The organism is Vibrio sp. 10N.261.46.E11 (assembly GCF_041472735.1).
GTDB lineage: Bacteria > Pseudomonadota > Gammaproteobacteria > Enterobacterales > Vibrionaceae > Vibrio.
Window position 1 is genome coordinate 122470 of record NZ_JBFRQW010000020.1, and the last position, 19618, is coordinate 142087.

Consider the following 19618-nt stretch of genomic DNA (forward strand, 5'->3'; position numbering starts at 1 on the left):
TCAAGTTTGCTTTGTGGCGAAAGAGGTAGAGTGAATAGGCGGATAAAAAGGGAGAGTAAAATGGATATCTGGTTACTGATTGCTTTGTTATTGATGAGCCTGTTTTTGGTGGTGATTGTCGTTGCATCAAACAAAAACAGTAGTAGCCTTAAGGGGAACCTTCTTATATCACTCGTTGCAGTGCTACTCAGTGGCATTATCTGGTTTCAAATTAAGCAAGACCTGCCTCAGCCTCCTTCCAATGACAACGAAAATTACACCACAACAGATTTCGAAGATGAGCTTCAACAAAGCCTCAAACAAGACCCGAATCAATCCGACTTGTGGTTTAAGCTCGGTGGTGTATACATGCAGAAAGGGGACTTTGATGCGGCATTCACTTGCTACGATTATGCGATTCGCTTAGATCCTCAAGCGCCTTCTGGCCTCTATGCTGCCAAAGCAACCGCACTTTATTATCTCAGTTCACAAGCGATGAGTGATGACGTCAATAAATTGCTAGAGCAATCTATGGATCTTGATCCGAACGATCGAACGTCCTTGATGTTAATCGCGACCGATCACTTCATCAGTATGCGCTATCAACAAGCGATCGATGCGTGGACTCAAATTCTCGACTCCAATCAAAAGGGCATTGATCGCGTTTCGATTATTCACTCGATCAACCAAGCCAAACAGATGATCCGCTAAGCTTGGTCAATAGGCTGTTCTTCCTGATTAGCTTTTGAAGCTATTTGTCTTTGAAACGACTTACCTTTGAAGCGTTTAGCCTCTAAAGCCATTAATCTCTCAAGCTATTGGCTTTCTTGCATTTCTATTAACCCACCTGCGTTGTGGATTTGAGTAAATCCTTGAGCTCGCAAGAATTGATAGGCTTGTCCTGAACGATTACCACTGCGGCAATACAAAACGATCGGTTGGTCTTTATCTATCTTGGCGAAGTGAGTAGCGACTTCAGAAAGAGGATAGTTGATGGCGTTGTTCAGATGCCCTTGTTCGAACTCTGCAGGTGTTCTGACATCAACCACTAATGCGCCTTTCTCTATTAATTCCCACCCTGTCTCAGCACGCTCAGAGGCTTGAACGCCTGAACTGAGTAGTGCGATACATAATGCTGAAAGTGAAAGTAAGGTTTTCATTATCTATTCCTTGAATTGGCGAGTGGATTGGGGAGGAGATATTAATGTGTATTGCCCCAAACCTAAAAAACCAGCCACACAATAATAGTGTGACTGGTTTTTACGTAATGGTCTAATTGAAGAAACTAGTATTCGTAGCTGGCTTCACGCTTTTCAGCTTGCTCTTCCCATTTAGGAACAACTGTGTCTAAGAAGTGTTGTTTCTCAGCGTTCATCTTATCCATGTCCATTCCTAGCGCTTTTTGAGCCGCTTCTTTGGTCGAAATATCAGGAATTTCGATAGGGTCAGTGATGCCTTTCTTCGCTAATAGACGAATGATCTTAGTACGAGCATCGGCTGCGCGGTCAACGGCAGTGCCTAGCACTTCTAGAGCGATTTCAGGTGCATGCATATGTACGCCGTGAGACGCAATAGCGTAGTCCCAGCGCCATTGAGCGTGACGGATATCCAGTAGGATAGGCTCCATCTCTTGCTCTGTCGCACCTGCTTCCCATGCCGCGCCTGCTTCAAAGTGAGCGGCAACGATTTGTTTCTCAGCGGTCAGCTTCATGTTTAGCACTTGAGCTTTACGGCTTGAAACGATGTTACGCATGGTTTCTTTAGATTGAGTGTGACAGTTTGCACACGTATCTTCGAAGCGGTCGAATGGGTTACCCACTTTATGGTCGGTATAAACGGTGCCATCTTCTTTGGTCACTTTCGGCATATGACAGTCAACACAAGCAACTTTGTTTTTGCCGTGAATGCCTTCACGCCACGTTTCATAGCCAGGGTGCTGTGCTTTTAGCATTGGCGCTTTAGATACTTTGTGCGTCCAATCTTTAAAGCCGATTCCATCGTAATACTCTTCCATTTGCTCAACACGAGTCCCTTTGTCCCAAGGGAATTTCACGCCTTTTGTTGGCCCTGTGAAGTAGTATTCCACATGACATTGAGCACAAACGGAAGCTTGTTGATCTAAGCGACCTTGGTCTTCAAACTTCTTACCAATCGCATCGAACGCACGTTCAACATAAGGACGCGTCACCTTCAGTGTTGGCTCACCATTTTTAAAGCCTTCGCTTTGGGTATCGTGACAGTCGGCACAGCCAATAGGGTTCACAATCTCGTTGCCAAGACGTGCCCATTTACCTTCAAAGTAACCGTCTTCACCACGCTCTTCGATAACACGTGCTACGTCTGGGCTTTTACAGCTCCAGCACGCCATTGGCATAGGGCCAGAGTTTTCGTCCGTTGGGCCGCCAGTACGAAGCGTTTGTCGTACATCATCAATCGCATAAAAGTGTCCACGCGCTTTATTGTAATCTTTTGCGAATCCGTAGCCTGCCCACATGATGACCATATTCGGATCTTCTTTTAGAGCATCTTCAATGACTTCGCTTTCTGACGTTTGTCTCCATGAGTGGTATTGATCGGGGTGGTTTTGCTCGAACTGGTCGTTACGAGGATCGCCAATTTCTTTTTGTTCAGACGCAGCAAAACTGGTCGCGCTTGCTAGTGATGCGCTAACCATTAATAGTGCTGTGAAGGAATTACGTATCCAGTGCTTTTTCACAGTGATATCTCCAATATACTGATTTTTATACCAAGCGTTGTGAGTTTGCTATTCAAATTAAGAACTGGAGAATTCCTGTTTATATTAATTCATAAATAAACACATTTTGTTACGTGTCGGTAGTTTGCTTGTTTTAGATCAATTAATGGCAGTGACTTTAATCACGTTGAAGTTTATATAACCCTAAAGGGGTATGCGTTAGCTTGTGAGGAGAAATTTAAGTGATAATTATTATCAAATATAACAATCAATTACCTAAATTGACCATGATATAAATAGGGTGATTGTGTTCACATATTAACCTTCGCAAATTTCGCATTACCCAATTAGAGGTATATTCTAAATATAGAAAGCGTTGTGGCTTATCCAAAATAAGAATTGATATCATTTAAGCGGTACTAATATCGTTTAAGGGTACTTTTGTTTAACCGGAATATTATTTAGTTGAGAGTTAAATAATGCCGGTATAAGGAAAGGATAAAATGGGCAATATTAAATTGGCCATAGTCATAATGCTTAAATCCCTTCTAGCATTCTGCCTCTATGGTTATTCCATTCATGCTGTTGCTGAGCCTGCTGTTACGCCAGTAGGAGAATCAACAAGGCATGAAGTCGAATTAATACGTGACAAAGACTACAAGTGTGTTCAATGCCATAAAGATTCAAAAGAAACGGTATTGGGTTCACATGGTGAAAGTGCACACGCTTTACTTGGTCGTGAAGTAAATTGTACCGACTGTCATAGTTCTATTAGCCCCGATCACCGTGAAGGTGCACCTGAAGTGGTGAAGTATCGCGCGGCTCAATCACAACCGGGAACCGAGAAGGTTTTCCTAGACCCTAGCTTAATTTTAGATGCCAATAGCCAATGTATCGATTGTCACAAACCTGATGATCTGCGTGAAGCTAGCTGGACCCACGATGTTCACGCGCAAAACTTAACGTGTTCAAACTGCCATGATGTTCATGCGACTGAAGCAAAGGTGTTGGGCTTAGATAAAAAGCAAACCATTAAGCTGTGTGTGGATTGCCATTCAGACTTCAACCAGAAGAAAGAAGGGGAGTAATCTATGATCTGCTCAAGAAGAAACTTTTTAGCAGGCGCTGGTGCCGTTATTTTTACCACGGGTGTAGCGGGAACTGCGGCGGTGACAAGTCGTAAAACGTTGGCCAATGTTCAAGAAGATGGTGCTAAACGTTATGGAATGATTCATGACGAAACCGCATGTATTGGTTGTACTGCTTGTACAGAAGCATGTCGTGAAGTGAATAAAGTACCTGAAGGCGTGTCGCGCTTAGAAATTATTAAGAGTGAACCCCAAGGCGAATATCCAAATGTTGATTACCGTTTTACCCGTAACTCTTGCCAACATTGTGATAATGCTCCGTGTGTGATGGTTTGCCCAACAGGTGCTGCCTACAAAGATGAAAAAACGGGCATTGTTGATGTCCACAAAGAGAAGTGTGTCGGTTGTGGTTACTGTTTATTAGCGTGTCCATATCAAGTGCGCTTTTTCCATCCCGAGAATAAATCCGCCGATAAATGTAACTTCTGTCGTGATACCAATCTTGCACAAGGGAAGCTGCCTGCTTGTGTCGAATCTTGCCCGACCAAGGCGCTAGTATTTGGCGATCTAAATGACCCTAAGAGTGAGATAAACCAGGTGCTTAAATCTGAGGTGGTTTACAGGGATAAAGCTTATCTAGGCACTCAGCCAAAACTCTACAAAGTGCCACACCAAAAAGGGGAGATTTGATTATGAGTGCATGGGACACAGCTTTTCAGTCTGGTACTGTGGTATGGGACTGGATTATAGCAATCTATCTATTTCTCGCGGGGATGTCGGCAGGTGCCGTAATGATCTCCATTTACCTTAAGCGCAAGGTTATTGAAGGCGATCCTGCTCATAATGGTGTGTTAAAGGCGACAGCTTTTCTTGCGCCATTTGGGATCATTTCAGGTCTGCTGATCTTGGTTTTCCACCTGACAAAACCGTTATCCTTTTGGAAGATCATGATCTTCTATAATCCAACGTCTGTGATGTCGATGGGTGTGATCTTATTCCAAGTGTATATGGTGATCTTGTTCCTTTGGATCGGCATTATATTTAGAGATCAAATTGTCGTGTTCTTGAATGACCAAACATGGTTAAAAGGGCGACTCGACTTTGTCGGTAACTGGATTGGCAAATTAGAAGTGTTTGAGAACGCTCTGGAAATATTCCTAGCTGTTCTTGCTCTGATGCTTGCCGCTTATACCGGATTCTTGTTGTCAGCTTTAAATACCTTCCCACTATTGAATAACCCAGTACTGCCGATTTTGTTCTTGTTCTCGAGTTTATCTTCGGGTGCGGCGGCGTGTATTTTATTTGGTGTGTTGGTCTTTAAAGAATCACCTCATAGCCCGAGTATTTCATGGATCCACGGCTTCGAACGTCCGGTCGTGATGTTTGAGTTGTTTGTTCTTATTACTTTCTTTACTGGGCTTATCTTCGCTGGTGGTCAAAGTGAGCAAGCAGTATGGAACGCAATTGGCAGTGGTTTCTGGGCGAGTTGGTTCTGGTACGGCGTCATCGGTGTCGGCATGGTTTTACCGTTGTTGCTGAATGCAGTGACACCAACCTCAATCCGCCATAGCTCGGTGTATATTTTTTCAGTGACTTCGCTAAGCCTAATGGGTGTATTAATGCTGCGAACGTTTGTCCTTTACGCAGGGCAGTTAACGATAGCTTAATTTCGCGCAGGTTTATTAGTGAGCAGATGTCGGATACTAAACATCTGCTTATTAATGAACATGCTTTTAGTAAACATGAGATGCGTGTTCAGATCGGCTCTGCTCTAGCGGAGCCTTATTGAGGTGATATGGTCGGTTCTTTGGGGCTGTTTAGTTTAGTGTTGGTTGCTGTACTCAGTAGCATTATTGGTGTGCATTCGTTTTATCAAATGCTAAACAAACGGACGCAAAATATAGGTTTAATCCGTAGTTTCTCTCTTTCAAGTGCATTGTTTTCTCTCACTTCTGTCGTATTGCTTGGTTATGCCTTTGTCAGTGATGACTTCTCTATCTTATATGTCGCTGAACATTCAAATACTCAATTACCCTCATTTTTTAAGCTAGCAGCCGTATGGGCTGGCCATGAAGGTTCCTTGTTATTTTGGGTACTGACTATCAGTTGTTGGTCAGGTGTTATTGCCTTGCAGAAGCAATACTCAAGTGAGTATCAAAGCCGTGTTTTGTGGGTGATGAACGTATTGTTGGCAATCTTCGCTTGGTTTACTTTGCTTGCATCAAACCCATTTGAAATGAATTCGATCTTGCCGCTAGAAGGGCGTGACCTTAACCCAATGTTGCAAGATGTCGGCCTGATCTTTCACCCTCCATTACTTTACCTTGGCTATGTCGGCTTTTCCGTGGTGCTGGCGTTTGCTGTTGCGGCCTTATTGGTTGATCCTATTGAGTTTGATTGGGTTGCCCATTGTCGCAGTTGGTGTCTCGTCGCTTGGATCTTTTTAACTGCAGGGATCATTCTTGGTTCGTGGTGGGCGTATTACGAATTAGGTTGGGGCGGCTGGTGGTTCTGGGATCCTGTTGAAAATGCCAGTTTGTTGCCGTGGCTTACTTCGACCGCATTACTGCACAGCCTAGGTGTTGCAAAGGGCAAACAACAGCTCCTAAAATGGTCTCTCAGCCTTGCTTTCATTACGTTTTGCCTGAGTATCTTAGGCACCTTTATTGTTCGTTCTGGAGTACTAACATCGGTACATGCTTTTGCTGTCGACCCAACTAAAGGTATCGCGCTGCTGCTGATATTAGTGCTGGTTTTGGTGAGCTCATTTTCTCTACTTATCGTCAGAGGAGAGTCTTTTGAATCAAGCCCGATTACCAGCTTCGCCAGTAAGAGCTTTTTGAGTTTAGTTGCGGTGCTTATTTTTGTTCTGGCGACTGCTGTCGTGGTGTTCGGCACGTTTTATCCAATGGTCTTTGAGTTGCTAGGCCTAGGAAACATCTCGGTCGGTGCGCCTTACTTTAATCTCTTGATTGCACCTTTGGCTTTGCTCGCGTTAGCCGTCGTCGGCCTTGCCCCATTGCTGAGCATTAAGCCTCAAGCATCGAAAGGCGTTATTGCGTTGATCGCTCTAGTATCTATTTGTCTGGGGTTCGCCTGTTACACTTTGCAAGTAGAGAAGATTCAAGTGATGGCACTAGTGACATGGTCACTCGCATTTTGGGTTTTACTCACTCATGTGTATGGCTTGGTGGTAACGCGCAGTTCCAAGTTCCAACGCAAAGTCTGGGTGATGACCTTTGCCCATGTTGGAGTAGCGGTATTGGCTGTCGGTGCTGCTATGAACAGTTACCACTCGTTTGAGCGTAGCTATAAATTAAGCCCAGGTGAACAGGTGGAATTCATGGATTGGACGCTTTCTCATCGTGATACCGAGCTCTATGTCGCCTCCAACTTTACTGCAGAAAAAGCGATACTCGAATTAGATGCTAGCGAGCAAAGCTTTTCCATCGCGCCAGAAAGAAGACACTACCAAGTTCGTGTTATGAACATGAGTGAGCCTGCAATGAAGTGGTTCTGGCATGGCGATGTTTATATCACCATGGGAGAGAAAGTAGACTCAATAGCCTATGCATTCCGTGTTCAGTACAAAGCGTATGCGCGCTGGATTTGGTTTGGTGGGTTGTTCTCCATTCTCGGAGCTTTACTCTCATTAACTCAGCGTAGAAAGAAAACCGTTAAGGCGTCACAGTATGCATACCAGCGTTCGTAACAAGCTCATCACGTTAATTGTCTTGGCATTAGTGATGGTGTTGGGTTTTGCCTTTGCACTCAATAATAAGCAACAATCTACGACTGTGTCGGAGCAGAAGAGGGCATTTCCTGAATTCGTGTCTGCTGCGTTAGTCAATAGCGAAGGCATCAGTAGCAAACAGGAAATTACGTTGACTGATGTCACTCAGCACCCTTATCAACTAGTGAATGTATGGGCGTCGTGGTGTGGTATCTGCAAAACCGAACATGCTTTTTTACTCAAACTTAATGATAAAGGTATTCCAATTATTGGGCTCAATTATCGAGATAACTCTGCGGCAGCAATCAATGTGTTATTGAGCGATGGCAATCCGTACTCTACTGTGATCAGTGATCCTCAAGGTAAGCTAGCGTTAGAGTTGGGCGTAATCGGCACCCCTGAAACGTATCTGGTCGATGCTGAAGGCCAAATAGTTAAGAGGTTGTTGGGCGTGATTAATGAATCCTTGTGGCAAGAAGAACTTGCGATGTATTTTGATGGTACTAATGGATGATGAAGCTTTTAATACAAACACTCGCTATGCTGTCTACGTTAATGATTATTAGTTTTCCAACCTTGGCGGAAGGTCTGTTTACTGCCAGTAATAAGGATACGAGTATTCAAGTTGAACTGTTTGAATTTGAAAATTCAGAACAGCAACAGCGCGCCATTACATTGGCCAAAACGCTACGTTGCCCGCAATGCCAGAATCAAAACCTGATTGAATCGAACTCCCCAATAGCAAAAGATTTACGTCTCGTTGTCTTTAATATGGTTAAGTCAGGCAAGAGCAATAATGAAATAACCCAATATATGACACATCGATTCGGTGATTTTGTTCTATATAAACCAAAAATGAACCATTCAAATCTATTACTCTGGTTACTTCCGGTTGTTATATTTATCATATTTATATATATATCGGTTGTGAGTGTTAAGAATAAAATATAAAAAAAACACATATTGCTGTTTACCAATTGAGCTACATTTTGTATTATTTACAGATCGTAAAGGTTAAATAGTATTAAGGATGTGTCTGTGGATAACGTAACCTCAAGTTTGAAAAAAGAGTTCCATACTCATGTTCAATCCGATAAATGGGCTGAAAAATACAGTGCGAAATCGAGCATATCCATACTGACACACGAAGAGTTAGCAGAATTAGAAAATGCTTGGGTTCAGCTTATTATCTGGAAGCAAGCACAAGTAGGCTAACTGTTCAGCAACAAAGCATCACTAAAACCTTTACTGATTGATTTTTAACCCCATGTTGGTATCACCAATGTGGGGTTTTTTCTTGTTTGATGATTAATTGTTATAATGTAACACTTTATGCGTAGTCGACCTTGAAAAAAATTGTTAACAGCCCCATAGTGTCTATCATTAGATAGTTGGCTACAAAAACTTGTTTAGACAAATAATGTAGTGTTGTTAAATACATCGAATTTTCAAGTGAGTATAAATATGGCGGAAGTACGTGCCAGAATAGATTTCAAAGTAGGGGTAACGAGCAGTATTGATGCTGAACTTCTGTCTTTTCATGGATTGAAAACAGATAAAGAGCATGTTGCTGTGATATTTAAATCAGCCGATAAGACACAAGACATACCTCTTGTTCGTATGCACTCTGAATGTCTTACTGGTGATGTTTTTCATTCATCTCGCTGTGATTGTGGCGAGCAGCTAGACGAAACCATTCAAATCATGGGTGAAACTGGCGGTGTGATTCTTTATCTACGCCAAGAAGGTCGTGGTATCGGCTTATACAACAAGATTGATGCGTACCGCCTTCAAAGCGAAGGGATGAACACTTACGAAGCGAATAACCACTTGGGTTTTGGCGACGACTTACGTGATTTCACCGAAGCGGCAGAAATGCTGCGTGCTTTGGGTACCACAAAAATCCGCTTGGTGACCAACAACCCTAAGAAAATCAACGAACTTAAAGAGTTTGGTATTGAGATTGCAGAAGTGGTCAACACTTCGGCCCACATTAAATCGGGTAACGAAAGCTACTTGAAGGCGAAAGTCTCACACGGTAAGCATAATCTGGACATCTGATTAGCCTCCACTGTTGCGCCTAACACAAAAATGTTTAAAGACCTCACAAATGTGAGGTTTTTTTGTATTTATCTTGCAATAAAATTGTAAGTTTGTATTATTTCAACCCGTAGTGTAAATGATAATGGTTTGCACTATTACTACGAATAATAATTTAAAGCTCAACAAGGATGCTTCATGACCATTAAATCTTTAGTGACCAAAGCCGTAACTTCGTCACTCATTTTTGCCTCTGCTTCTTCTTTCGCAGCAGTAACTCAAGATCAAGTTATAGAACATTACGCCGATATTGCTCATGCAGTATTTGCAGATTCAGTAATCACAGCAAAAGCATTGAACTCTTCTATTGATACCTTCTTAGCTTCTCCTTCTGCTGGCAACTTCGAACAAGTAAAACAAGCTTGGCTTGAGTCTCGTGTTCCTTACCAACAGTCTGAAGTGTTCCGCTTTGGTAACGTTGTTGTTGATGATTGGGAAGGCCAACTAAACGCATGGCCGCTAGATGAAGGCCTTATCGACTACGTTTCTTCTGATTACCAATATGAGCTTGGTAACGAAGGCGCTAGCGCAAACGTCGTTGCAAATAAGACTTTCCAAATTGGTCAGACAACAGTAGACGCAACTAACATTACTCCAGAGCTCATCGCAGATCTTAACGAGATCGGCGGTTCTGAAGCGAACGTAGCATCTGGCTACCACGCGATTGAATTCCTACTTTGGGGCCAAGATTTAAACGGTACTAACAGCGGTGCAGGTGAGCGTGCTTACACTGATTTCGTTGTTGGTGCGGAGTGTACTAATGGTAACTGTGACCGTCGTGGCGCATACCTAAAAGCATCAGCTGAACTACTTATCCAAGACCTAGAGTGGATGGAAAAGCAGTGGGCTGAAGGCGAGAAAGGCAACTACCGTCAAGAGCTTCTTTCTGAATCTAGCGAGAATGGCCTACGTAAAATGCTATTCGGCATGGGTTCACTGTCTCTAGGTGAGCTAGCGGGCGAGCGTATGAAGGTAGCACTAGAAGCTAACTCAACGGAAGACGAGCACGATTGTTTCTCTGATAACACGCATAACTCTCACTACTACAACGAGCAAGGTATCTACAACGTTTACACGGGTCTATACAAGCGTGAAGACGGTACTCTACTTTCAGGTCCAAGCCTGTTTGACCTAGTAGAGCAAAAAGATGAGCAAGCTGCGAAAGAGATCCAAAAGCAGTTTGATCTAGCACGTGCACAAGTAGGCGAGCTAGTAACGTCTGCAGAGAAAAATAACCAGCACTTCGATCAGCTAATCGCTGCTGACAATGCTGCGGGTAACGCATTAGTAAACAAAACTATTGTTGCGCTAGTGTCTCAAACCGCTGCAATCGAGCGTGCTGCTGGTGTTATTGGCATTGATAGCCTGAACCCAGACACAGCGGATCACGAGTTCTAAGAATCCGAGTTCCAATCCAATGTAAGGGCTCTCATTGAGCCCTTAATTGTATGCTACTCATGAAAGTTACTCCCTAATAAAAACTAAAATCAAAAACACAGCAAGGCAATGTATGAAGTCGTATCTCTCAGCCTCACTATTAACCGCACTGTTTTTCTTATCGCCATTGCACGCCCATGAAACCTACTCTGGTGGTAAAACCACTGTAAAGAAAGAGGGCGCGAACGCTTTTTCTCTTCCTGCAGCCAACCTTCCAATGAGCAAACGCTTGGATTTCAGCGTAGGTAACAGCTTCTTTAGAAACCCTTGGGTTCCTGCGCCGTCATCAACCGATGCGCGTGATGGGTTAGGCCCACTATTCAATACCAACGGTTGTCAAAACTGCCATATCAAAGATGGTCGTGGTCATCCGCCTGAAAAAGATGACCAGAACGCGGTTTCATTGTTGGTCCGCTTAAGTATCCCTGCTGAAACGCCAGAGCAGAGACAAGCCTTCATTCGCGATGGTGGCATTCCAGAACCGACTTACGGTGGCCAGTTACAAGATTTCGCGCTTCAAGGTGTGAAACCAGAGGGTAAAGTGAACATCAGCTACACCGATGTTGCTGTTGAATTCAAAGACGGTACCGTCGTTACTTTGCGTAAACCAATTTTAAAGATTACTGATCTTGCCTTTGGCGAGATGCATCCTAAAACTGAGTTTTCAGCTCGTGTTGCTCCGCCAATGATCGGTTTGGGTCTGCTCGAGAGTATTCCTCAAGAGACGATTCTTGGTTTCGCTAAGCAACAAGCAGCGGATAAACAGGGCGTATCGGGTAAAGCCAACTATGTTCTTGATGTTCAAACCAATGAAATGGCTTTAGGTCGCTTCGGTTGGAAAGCCGGACAGCCAAATCTAATGCAGCAAAATGCGGCGGCGTTTAACGGTGATTTGGGCTTAACGAGTCGCTTATTCCCAAATGAAAACTGCACATCAGCGCAATCAACCTGTGATGATTTTCCGAATGGTGGCGAGCCAGAAGTCAGCGACAATATTCTAGATTTTGTTGAGTTCTATTCGCAGCATTTAGCGGTCCCTATTCGTCGCAACGTCGACAACCCAGCCGTCGTGCAAGGTAAAAAATTATTCAAAGACGTTGGTTGTCAGAGTTGCCACCAAGCTGAAATTCGCACAGCAGAGCGTGAAGGGTTACCTGCGTTGTCTAAGCAATTAATCAGCCCGTATACCGATATGTTGTTGCACGATATGGGGGAAGGCTTAGCCGACAATCGCCCTGAATATCTTGCCAATGGCCAAGAGTGGCGTACGACGCCATTATGGGGATTAGGCTATACCAAAGAAGTTAATGGTCATACGTTCCTGCTTCATGACGGTCGCGCAAGAAACGTTATGGAAGCGGTACTTTGGCATGGCGGTGAAGCAGAAATGGCGAAACAAAACGTTTTAGCTCTTAGTAGCAGCGAACGTGAAGCGCTATTGGCGTTCTTAAACTCGTTATAGGCTGAGTTGAATTCAGTTTAGTTAATGGCTAGTGACTTAAGAAAGCCGCTATCAAACCACTTAGCACCGCTGAACTTGTAGGAATACGAGGTCAGCGGTCGTTTGGTATTTAATGAACTCATATAATTAAAAGAAAAATTAGCAAGTAAGGTAACAGCATGACACATAAATTTTTGTTAATGCCTTTGTCGGTATTAATCATGGCAGGCTGCCAATCATCGGGTGAGCAAGTTGCTTCATCTGAGGTTAATGGTGTGTCTTATCAAGCAGATACGACCGATCACATCAGTCGCAGTGTGTATCAACAAGAGTTTGATTCAGCCGTCCTATTCGCCAAGCAAGCCAACGAGCTAGAAGTCTTGATGCAGGGTTACTGCCAAACTAATGATGTTGAGTTAGATGCTTTGAAAAATCAGTGGCAGCTCACCATGAACAGTTGGATGTCACTGCAAGGACAAGAAAGAGGCCCAACAGCGGCACTGGAAGAGAGCTGGAATGTTCAGTTTTGGCCAGACAAAAAGAACACCACAGGCCTAAAAATGCGTCAGCTGACTCAGCAAGATAAAGCTTGGTCTCAAGACGAAATCGCACAGCAGAGTGTGACAGTGCAAGGACTTGGCGCTTTGGAGTGGTCGCTTTATGACGAGCAATCGCCACTGCTTCAAGACAAAGCACTAGGCTGCCAAACATCACAAGCGATTACTGAAAACTTGGCGGTGAAATCAGCCTCTATTGCTGAAGCTTGGCAGGTTAACCCTTGGTTAGCGTTAGACGAGACTCGTTGGGAATCTGAATACATCGCTTTATTGACTAACCAGCTTGATTACAGCATGAAAAAGCTGAGTCGTCCGATGGCGAAAATTGGTCATCCGCGTCCTTATTTCTCAGAATCATGGCGTGCACAAACTTCGATGACTCAACTAAAAGCAAACGTAGCAGCACTTCAGAATTTGTATCTTGCTGATGGTAATGGCTTAGACGGATTATTGAGAGAGAAGGGCTTAAATGACCTTGCTGATCGTGTTGCAGACCAGTTCACATTGACGCTAGAGAGTTGGCCGACTGATTCAAGCTTGTTCGAGTTACTGCAGAGTAAAGAGGGCTACCGCGAGGTGCTGACTCAATACAACAAACTCGAGCGTTTGAAGTACCTGATTCATGAAGAAGTGGCGATAGAGCTTGGCGTGGTAATAGGATTTAATGCTACCGATGGTGACTGATAATACGAGAAGAACGCTACTCAAGGCTGCACTGGGTTGTGCAGCTGTTCCTGTGCTTCCATTTGGTTGTGCGAGTCGAAAGGATGGTGTGAGTGCATCGAATGATCCCCAGCTGATTGGCTGTGCGCTAAATGGTCGTGGCCAATATTCAGCGGTTGTGGCTGATGAATATGGGATGCCATTGAGCCAGCTGCCGATTCCCGATCGTGGTCATGGCGTCGCTATTTGCCCAACTCAATCACATGCGGTGGTTTTTGCTCGTCGTCCTGGTGACTATTTTATGGTATTCGACTATAAAAAGGGCGAGCAGATTAAAATGGTGGTGAAAGGGAATAACCGTCACTTCTATGGTCATGGTGTTTACTCATTAGATGGCAAGTTACTGTATGCCACTGAAGGTAAAACGGACAGCAGCCAAGGTGTGATCGGTGTGTACGATGTCGAACAAGGCTACCGCAAGGTAGAAGAGTTCACCGGCTTTGGAATTGGTCCCCATGAAGTGATCATCATGCCCGATGGTAATCTCGCGATCGGCGTTGGTGGCGTTCATACTGATGGAAGAACCCCGAAAAACTTGGATTCAATGCAACCGAGCTTGAGCTATGTTTCACCTGAAGGTGCGCTGCTTGATCAGGTTGAATTGCTAGACAAGAAGCTGAGCATTCGACACTTAGCCCATGATGGTGCTGAAACGGTACTTTGTGGTCAGCAATATCGTGGCGAGCCAGACGAGTATCCTTCGCTTTTAGCGATGCATACTAAAGGTAGGCAATTTGAATCACTGAACGCGGAGCCAGAGCAATGGGCAAGGTTCAATCACTATATTGCGAGTATCGCAGCATCAGATAATTGGATTATTGCGACTTCGCCAAGAGGCAACTGCTACGGTATTTGGTCTAAAGAGACCAAAGAGTTAGTGGAACTGTCTGCGTTGTCTGATGCTTCCGGCGCCGTGCTGCTTGATGGTGAGTTTCGACTCAGCTCCGGAGCGGGCAGTGTGGTGAGCCAACGTAAGCCTTATGAGAAATCTAGCCAGCAATCATCGGTCCAGTGGGATAATCACTGGAGTGCAATCTAGTTCATAAAACTCCTTAAAAAATAACATGCTTACTCCTATTTCTTTGCCATACTTATGAGATGATTAGTGATGGGGTTAAGCATGTTAGCGAAATACTTCTGTGGATTATTGGTGTTAGTGTCTGTGCATGCATGGAGCTATACGAGTTCTGACGAGAGCCGATTTATTCCGGCTGATTCAGAACTCTCTTTTATGCTGATTTATCCAGAGCTCACCCAGAGTATTTATCAAGACTCTTCTCTGCCTATTCTGTGGGATTCCCCTGAACTTGTTAAAGCGTTTGAATTTCAATTGTCGCTTCTCGAACAAGCTCAAATGGCACCACTCTTCGAGCGACAACTCAAGCAAATCCGCCACTATCAATCCAATGCCCAATGGCAAGAATTAGACATCATACTTACCGATACCTTTATCTATTACCTAAGCTACGTCGAAAATGCGCCACTTGCCGGTAAAGAGTGGTATTTCTCGGGCAAGCTGCATTCCAAATTGCCTGCGCCTTCTCCGCATATTCTTATGAGACTGAAAAGCAGTGTCACCAACGATTACTTATTAGAAATGGTATTGTCTTACGCGCCTCCTGTTGGGGATTTTGACCAATTCAAAGCAACCTATTCGGTGTTAGAAACCGCCTCTGAACTCAATATCGAGCGATACAAACAGAAAGGATTGAAACGCTTGGCTGACCAACTTTCAGACAAAGCCACCCTTGTTGAGCGTATTGCTTTGGTTGGCGTTGATACCTCGATGATCGCAGTCGACTTTCCCGAGTTCGATCGAGATCTGCAAACAGCGATTAAATCATTTCAGCGTATGCACGGCCTTACAGACGATGGGATCGTTGGGCCAGACACGATCAAATGGATCAACATGAGCTTTGATGACAGATTGACTTCATTAGCTCTGAATGCGGAACGTGTGCGTTTGTGGCCACGAGACAGAGACTCCCTCATCGTCGTCAATGTCCCTAGTTTTGATATGAAGTATTGGGAAGATGGTGAAGAAGTGTTTGAGTCCAAAGTTGTTGTAGGAAGAAAGTCGCGAAAAACACCGCTTTTAGAGATAAATCTGGATTCGGTCATCCTAAACCCGACTTGGAATGTGCCATGGAAAATCATGGTCAAAGACATCCTGCCTAAGGTAAAAGCGGACGAAAGCTACCTAGAAAAACACAACTTCCAAGTGATTGACGGTTGGCGCACTATGGAGACGGTTGACACCACGGAGATCGATTGGCAGACCATTAATTTCAATTCTTTCCCATATCGAATGCGTCAGCAGGCAGGCTCGCGTAATGCATTAGGTTTGTACAAGTTCAATACCCCGAATAAGCGAGCCATCTACCTGCACGATACGCCAAGTAAAGGCCTGTTTAATGATGACTTCCGCGCTTATAGCTCAGGTTGCATACGTGTCGAGCATGCAGAGGAATTGGCTGAATTATTGTTTGCTACCAAGGTAAGAAAAGTACCGAATCAAAATGACGATCTTGCTCCGAATACTAAGGTTCGCCTTAAGAAGCGAATTCCAGTGCACATCATCTATCAAACCGTGCTGTTTGAAGAAGGGGGCATTCAGTATCGTGGTGACATCTATCAGTATGATAAAGAGGGTGGTTAATTATCAGTGAAGCCAATAAGGGTGATCTTGACCAAAAAATGACAACCAAGCTTCTATTGATGAAATTATAATGTGGATCAATAACTAACCGTGCAAAGGTTACAAATACTAACCTTTTGGGCGGTTTTTGTACGTTGACGCAGCAATTTCCATTATGTATCGTGCATTTTTCGTTCGATCTAATTGGTTTTTTTACTGTATGTCTCAAAGTTTATTTTCACGCCGTCAGTTTCTGACTTACGCTGGTGGTACTGCTGTTGTCGCCTCAATTACTCCTTCTATAGCTTTTGCTTCATACCCTGATCAACCAAGAACGATTAGCATGAACAATCTTCACACAGGTGAACGATTAGAGACCTGTTATTTCGATGGTACTAACTATGTTGGTGATGAAATGGCTCGTCTAAGCAAATTGTGCCGTGACTTCCGTCGTAATGAGATTCACCCTATGGATAAGAACCTGTTCGATCAGATTACTCAGATTCAGAATATCTTAGGTATTCAAAAAGAAGTTCAAATCATCTCTGGTTACCGTTCTCCAGCGACCAATGAAGCATTGCGTTCTAAGTCGAGTGGCGTAGCTAAGAAGAGCTACCACATGTTAGGCAAAGCGATCGATTTTCGTATCGATGGTGTCGATCTGAAAGAGTTAAGAGACGTAGCCAAAAGCCTGAATGCGGGTGGTGTCGGTTATTATGCACGTAGCAACTTTATCCATATTGATACAGGTCCAGCACGCAGTTGGTAGCGTTAAGCTGAATTTACGAGCGAATGCTAGGTACTTGTCAAAGTAGACATCCAATGTCATAGTTTGCCCAAATTTCAGTTTGCCCTCTAAGGTTTGTATATGTCTCTTAAGTATCAAGTTGTCCCTGTTACCTCGTTCTCTCAAAACTGCTCAATTGTGTGGTGTGATGAGACAATGGAAGGCATCGTTGTCGATCCGGGCGGTGATGTTCAGCAACTGGCTGCTATCATCGAAGAGTTAGGTGTTAAAGTGGTGAATTTGGTATTGACTCACGGTCACCTAGACCATGTGGGCGGAACAGTACCGCTTGCTGAAATCTTGAACGTGAACATTGTTGGCCCACATAAAGCCGATAACTTTTGGCTTCAAGGCCTAGAGAATCAAAGCCAGATGTTTGGTTTCCCACTGTGCAAAGCCTTTGAACCAAACACTTGGTTAAAAGAGGGCGACAAAGTGACTTTTGGTAACCAAGTGATTGATGTTATCCATACACCGGGCCATACGCCGGGTCACGTCGTGCTATTCAGCGAGCAAGCGCGCATGGCGTTTGTTGGTGACGTTTTATTTAACGGTGCTATTGGTCGTACGGATTTCCCACAAGGTGATTTCAATACACTTATCGCTTCAATCAAGACTAAGCTTTGGCCGCTAGGCAGTGATGTAACATTCGTACCGGGTCATGGTCCTGAGTCAACATTTGGCCGTGAGCGCGCATCAAATCCATTCGTTGCCGACGAGATGCCTCTTTATTAATTAAATCTTTGATTTAATATAAGAACGATTGAAAATGAAGCTTAGCTTTTGTTATGGAAGCTAAGCTTTTTTATTGTGTGCGGTTTTACTTTTAAACCAGTTTAATTTTAATCAGAAAGACGTTCGGCTGCCGCCAAGTAGCGTCGAGCCAGTCCAACAAACTCCTCCCCACTGATATTCAGATCATGGGTTGATATGAAAATGTCATACCCGTGGAAGCCTCTTTGATATTTCATTCTGTTGGCAAGCATCGCCTGTAATCCAGAATAGTCTTTAATCACCGCGTTGTGATTATTTGCTTTATCGGATGAATCCGCATCCATTTGCGTTTGTTGAGCGCTGAAACTCACTTCGTCGGTATTCTTTGATTCTTTATATTGGCTTAATTCCACACACCCGTTTTCGGTACAACGAGTGTGGTAGTGCGATGAGTCTAAAACCATATCTTCAAAGTTTGATTCTTTACCCGCTTGTTTAGCTCCCAAGTACAAAAGCGCACGTTGGCTCAGCAATAATTCGCAGGTTATCTTTGGGCAAATAGAGTCTAGGTAGGGCGAGTAATCTTTCATTTTAATGCCGACCCAAGGGAGAGGTTGATGCCACCCTTCTTGTTCGTAGGTACACATGCCAATCTTTTCAATATTGCTCCACTTTAAAACCCATCCACCTTTATAAAAATGCTGTTGAAAGTGAGTGGGGGTGAGGGTGAACATCACTCTGCTACGAAGCATCAAATAATAGCCTGTGCCCAAAAGCGTGCTAATGCAAAATGCACCCACGATCAGTAATTTTGGGTTATCAATGTATAACGCCATGATTAGGCAAGCGAATCCTAAAATGATGGCGATAATTCGATATGATTGCGTAAATGCAGGCAAAGAGAAATTTGTAAGGTGACGAGTGTCCATAGGCAACACCAAGTTTTCATATTTTTGTCTGGATGGATAACCAGTGTATATGACCCTAAATTGATAAGTCTATGTTTAAATAATAGACGGTAGTAGACAATATCGGTATTTTTCGTCGACTTTCGACGCTTCACTCTACAAATAGCTCCCGTTTTTTGGTATAAATCGCGCTTCAAATTTTCACCACTGCGAAAAGAGCAGTGAACTGGAGAAATATTCAATGAGACTTGCTCATAAGCGTAAGGTGCAGGCTAAACTGCAGAAACGCACTAAAGCGGCTGTAGTTAAAGCAGTGGCAACGCCGAAAAAAGCGAAGCCTGTCGCAGAGAAAGTTGTAGCAGAAAAAACTGTAGCAGCAAAACCAGCGGTAGAGAAAACAGTAGCAGCAACTAAAGAAGTTGCAGTAGCACTGACTCCTAAGCAACAACAAGTTCTAGACATCGTTGTTAGCAATGCTGAAGGCATTAACCCTAAAGGTATCGGCCTAGCAGCTGGTCAAGAAGACGCGAAAGCAGCTTCATGGGCAACAGGCGCATTGAAAAAACTTCTTGAAGAAAACCTAGTAGCGAAAGAGCAGCTAGCAGGTAACAAGGTTATCTACAAAGCTATCTAATCCTGTGGGATTACATTCGCTTCGTTAAGTTTTTAAGCCTCGATTATCGAGGCTTTTTTGTATTTGTCATAAACTTCATTTATCGCTTATTCTCATCTACCGGTTATTCCCATTCCAATCTACCGTTTAACTTGTTCACTTTAACTTCTAGCTTTGCTTCTCATCAGCAAGCCCTAAAGTAGAG

General features: G+C 43.8%; 20 protein-coding genes. 17 read left to right on the forward strand and 3 right to left on the reverse strand.

Features of this window, described 5'->3' with window-relative positions:
* Nucleotides 1-60: 60 nt before the first annotated feature.
* Nucleotides 61-690, forward strand: a complete 630-nt coding sequence (locus AB4407_RS07435; protein WP_372119967.1) for a tetratricopeptide repeat protein — start codon at nt 61-63, stop codon at nt 688-690.
* 104 nt (nt 691-794) lie between these two features.
* On the opposite strand, the gene AB4407_RS07440 is transcribed toward AB4407_RS07435, so the two are convergent.
* Nucleotides 795-1139 carry a rhodanese-like domain-containing protein gene (locus AB4407_RS07440; RefSeq protein WP_048659578.1) on the reverse strand — a complete coding sequence of 115 codons (345 nt, stop codon included), beginning with the start codon at nt 1137-1139 and terminating at the stop codon, nt 795-797.
* A gap of 125 nt (nt 1140-1264) precedes the next feature.
* The gene (gene nrfA / locus AB4407_RS07445; protein ID WP_372119969.1) at nt 1265-2695 is read right to left on the reverse strand and encodes an ammonia-forming nitrite reductase cytochrome c552 subunit; all 1431 of its coding nucleotides are present in this window, start codon (nt 2693-2695) and stop codon (nt 1265-1267) included.
* 482 nt (nt 2696-3177) lie between these two features.
* Between nrfA and nrfB the strand changes: the two genes are divergently transcribed.
* The 15 genes from nrfB to AB4407_RS07520 all read left to right on the forward strand — a co-directional run bounded on the left by nrfB (nt 3178) and on the right by AB4407_RS07520 (nt 17913).
* Nucleotides 3178-3762, forward strand: coding sequence for a cytochrome c nitrite reductase pentaheme subunit (nrfB, locus tag AB4407_RS07450; RefSeq protein WP_009848843.1), 585 nt, complete (start codon nt 3178-3180; stop codon nt 3760-3762).
* A 3-nt stretch (nt 3763-3765) separates the two neighbouring features.
* On the forward strand, nt 3766-4452 hold the full coding sequence (nrfC, locus tag AB4407_RS07455) for a cytochrome c nitrite reductase Fe-S protein (protein ID WP_372119971.1): 687 nt from the start codon (nt 3766-3768) through the stop codon (nt 4450-4452).
* Nucleotides 4453-4454: 2 nt separating this feature from the next.
* Nucleotides 4455-5429: a cytochrome c nitrite reductase subunit NrfD gene (nrfD, locus tag AB4407_RS07460; protein WP_019822327.1), complete on the forward strand. Its 975-nt coding sequence runs from the start codon at nt 4455-4457 to the stop codon at nt 5427-5429.
* Nucleotides 5430-5557: 128 nt separating this feature from the next.
* Nucleotides 5558-7474, forward strand: coding sequence for a heme lyase CcmF/NrfE family subunit (locus AB4407_RS07465; protein ID WP_372119974.1), 1917 nt, complete (start codon nt 5558-5560; stop codon nt 7472-7474).
* Nucleotides 7455-8009, forward strand: coding sequence for a DsbE family thiol:disulfide interchange protein (locus AB4407_RS07470; protein WP_372119976.1), 555 nt, complete (start codon nt 7455-7457; stop codon nt 8007-8009). Before AB4407_RS07465 ends, AB4407_RS07470 begins: the two co-directional genes overlap by 20 nt.
* A complete protein-coding gene (gene nrfF, locus AB4407_RS07475) occupies nt 8006-8446 on the forward strand; it encodes a heme lyase NrfEFG subunit NrfF (RefSeq protein ID WP_372119978.1) in 441 nt (146 codons plus the stop codon). Before AB4407_RS07470 ends, nrfF begins: the two co-directional genes overlap by 4 nt.
* Nucleotides 8447-8533: 87 nt before the next feature.
* Complete coding sequence (locus AB4407_RS07480; protein ID WP_170213747.1) at nt 8534-8710, forward strand: hypothetical protein; 177 nt, start codon at nt 8534-8536, stop codon at nt 8708-8710.
* Between the two features lie 210 nt (nt 8711-8920).
* Nucleotides 8921-9556 (forward strand): GTP cyclohydrolase II, encoded by a 636-nt coding sequence (ribA, locus tag AB4407_RS07485; RefSeq protein ID WP_017110963.1) that lies wholly within the window; start codon nt 8921-8923, stop codon nt 9554-9556.
* A gap of 177 nt (nt 9557-9733) precedes the next feature.
* Entirely contained in the window at nt 9734-10993 is a 1260-nt protein-coding gene (locus AB4407_RS07490; protein WP_372119980.1) for an imelysin family protein, read from the forward strand.
* Between the two features lie 112 nt (nt 10994-11105).
* Entirely contained in the window at nt 11106-12494 is a 1389-nt protein-coding gene (locus tag AB4407_RS07495; RefSeq protein ID WP_372119982.1) for a di-heme oxidoredictase family protein, read from the forward strand.
* A gap of 158 nt (nt 12495-12652) precedes the next feature.
* A complete protein-coding gene (locus AB4407_RS07500) occupies nt 12653-13714 on the forward strand; it encodes an imelysin family protein (protein WP_372119984.1) in 1062 nt (353 codons plus the stop codon).
* The gene (locus AB4407_RS07505) at nt 13704-14792 is read left to right on the forward strand and encodes a DUF1513 domain-containing protein (protein ID WP_372119986.1); all 1089 of its coding nucleotides are present in this window, start codon (nt 13704-13706) and stop codon (nt 14790-14792) included. The genes AB4407_RS07500 and AB4407_RS07505 overlap by 11 nt, the downstream gene beginning before the upstream one ends.
* 81 nt (nt 14793-14873) lie before the next feature.
* Nucleotides 14874-16412 carry a murein L,D-transpeptidase gene (locus AB4407_RS07510; RefSeq protein WP_372119988.1) on the forward strand — a complete coding sequence of 513 codons (1539 nt, stop codon included), beginning with the start codon at nt 14874-14876 and terminating at the stop codon, nt 16410-16412.
* A gap of 199 nt (nt 16413-16611) precedes the next feature.
* Nucleotides 16612-17160, forward strand: coding sequence for a DUF882 domain-containing protein (locus tag AB4407_RS07515; RefSeq protein WP_372119989.1), 549 nt, complete (start codon nt 16612-16614; stop codon nt 17158-17160).
* A 99-nt stretch (nt 17161-17259) separates the two neighbouring features.
* Entirely contained in the window at nt 17260-17913 is a 654-nt protein-coding gene (locus tag AB4407_RS07520) for an MBL fold metallo-hydrolase (protein WP_372119991.1), read from the forward strand.
* A gap of 107 nt (nt 17914-18020) precedes the next feature.
* On the opposite strand, the gene AB4407_RS07525 is transcribed toward AB4407_RS07520, so the two are convergent.
* The gene (locus AB4407_RS07525) at nt 18021-18821 is read right to left on the reverse strand and encodes a DUF2982 domain-containing protein (protein WP_372119993.1); all 801 of its coding nucleotides are present in this window, start codon (nt 18819-18821) and stop codon (nt 18021-18023) included.
* Between the two features lie 220 nt (nt 18822-19041).
* Between AB4407_RS07525 and AB4407_RS07530 the strand changes: the two genes are divergently transcribed.
* Nucleotides 19042-19434, forward strand: coding sequence for a hypothetical protein (locus tag AB4407_RS07530; protein ID WP_004740184.1), 393 nt, complete (start codon nt 19042-19044; stop codon nt 19432-19434).
* The last annotated feature ends 184 nt before the right edge of the window (nt 19435-19618 follow it).

Excerpts from the sequence above, each read along its gene's own strand:
- AB4407_RS07435 (WP_372119967.1), top strand. The coding sequence starts at position 61 with ATGGATATCTGGTTACTGATTGCTTTGTTATTGATGAGCCTGTTTTTG.
- AB4407_RS07440 (WP_048659578.1), bottom strand. The coding sequence starts at position 1,139 with ATGAAAACCTTACTTTCACTTTCAGCATTATGTATCGCACTACTCAGT.
- nrfB (WP_009848843.1), top strand. The coding sequence starts at position 3,178 with ATGGGCAATATTAAATTGGCCATAGTCATAATGCTTAAATCCCTTCTA.
- nrfC (WP_372119971.1), top strand. The coding sequence starts at position 3,766 with ATGATCTGCTCAAGAAGAAACTTTTTAGCAGGCGCTGGTGCCGTTATT.
- nrfD (WP_019822327.1), top strand. The coding sequence starts at position 4,455 with ATGAGTGCATGGGACACAGCTTTTCAGTCTGGTACTGTGGTATGGGAC.
- AB4407_RS07465 (WP_372119974.1), top strand. The coding sequence starts at position 5,558 with ATGGTCGGTTCTTTGGGGCTGTTTAGTTTAGTGTTGGTTGCTGTACTC.
- AB4407_RS07470 (WP_372119976.1), top strand. The coding sequence starts at position 7,455 with ATGCATACCAGCGTTCGTAACAAGCTCATCACGTTAATTGTCTTGGCA.
- nrfF (WP_372119978.1), top strand. The coding sequence starts at position 8,006 with ATGATGAAGCTTTTAATACAAACACTCGCTATGCTGTCTACGTTAATG.
- AB4407_RS07490 (WP_372119980.1), top strand. The coding sequence starts at position 9,734 with ATGACCATTAAATCTTTAGTGACCAAAGCCGTAACTTCGTCACTCATT.
- AB4407_RS07495 (WP_372119982.1), top strand. The coding sequence starts at position 11,106 with ATGAAGTCGTATCTCTCAGCCTCACTATTAACCGCACTGTTTTTCTTA.
- AB4407_RS07500 (WP_372119984.1), top strand. The coding sequence starts at position 12,653 with ATGACACATAAATTTTTGTTAATGCCTTTGTCGGTATTAATCATGGCA.
- AB4407_RS07505 (WP_372119986.1), top strand. The coding sequence starts at position 13,704 with ATGGTGACTGATAATACGAGAAGAACGCTACTCAAGGCTGCACTGGGT.
- AB4407_RS07510 (WP_372119988.1), top strand. The coding sequence starts at position 14,874 with ATGTTAGCGAAATACTTCTGTGGATTATTGGTGTTAGTGTCTGTGCAT.
- AB4407_RS07515 (WP_372119989.1), top strand. The coding sequence starts at position 16,612 with ATGTCTCAAAGTTTATTTTCACGCCGTCAGTTTCTGACTTACGCTGGT.
- AB4407_RS07520 (WP_372119991.1), top strand. The coding sequence starts at position 17,260 with ATGTCTCTTAAGTATCAAGTTGTCCCTGTTACCTCGTTCTCTCAAAAC.
- AB4407_RS07525 (WP_372119993.1), bottom strand. The coding sequence starts at position 18,821 with ATGGACACTCGTCACCTTACAAATTTCTCTTTGCCTGCATTTACGCAA.
- AB4407_RS07530 (WP_004740184.1), top strand. The coding sequence starts at position 19,042 with ATGAGACTTGCTCATAAGCGTAAGGTGCAGGCTAAACTGCAGAAACGC.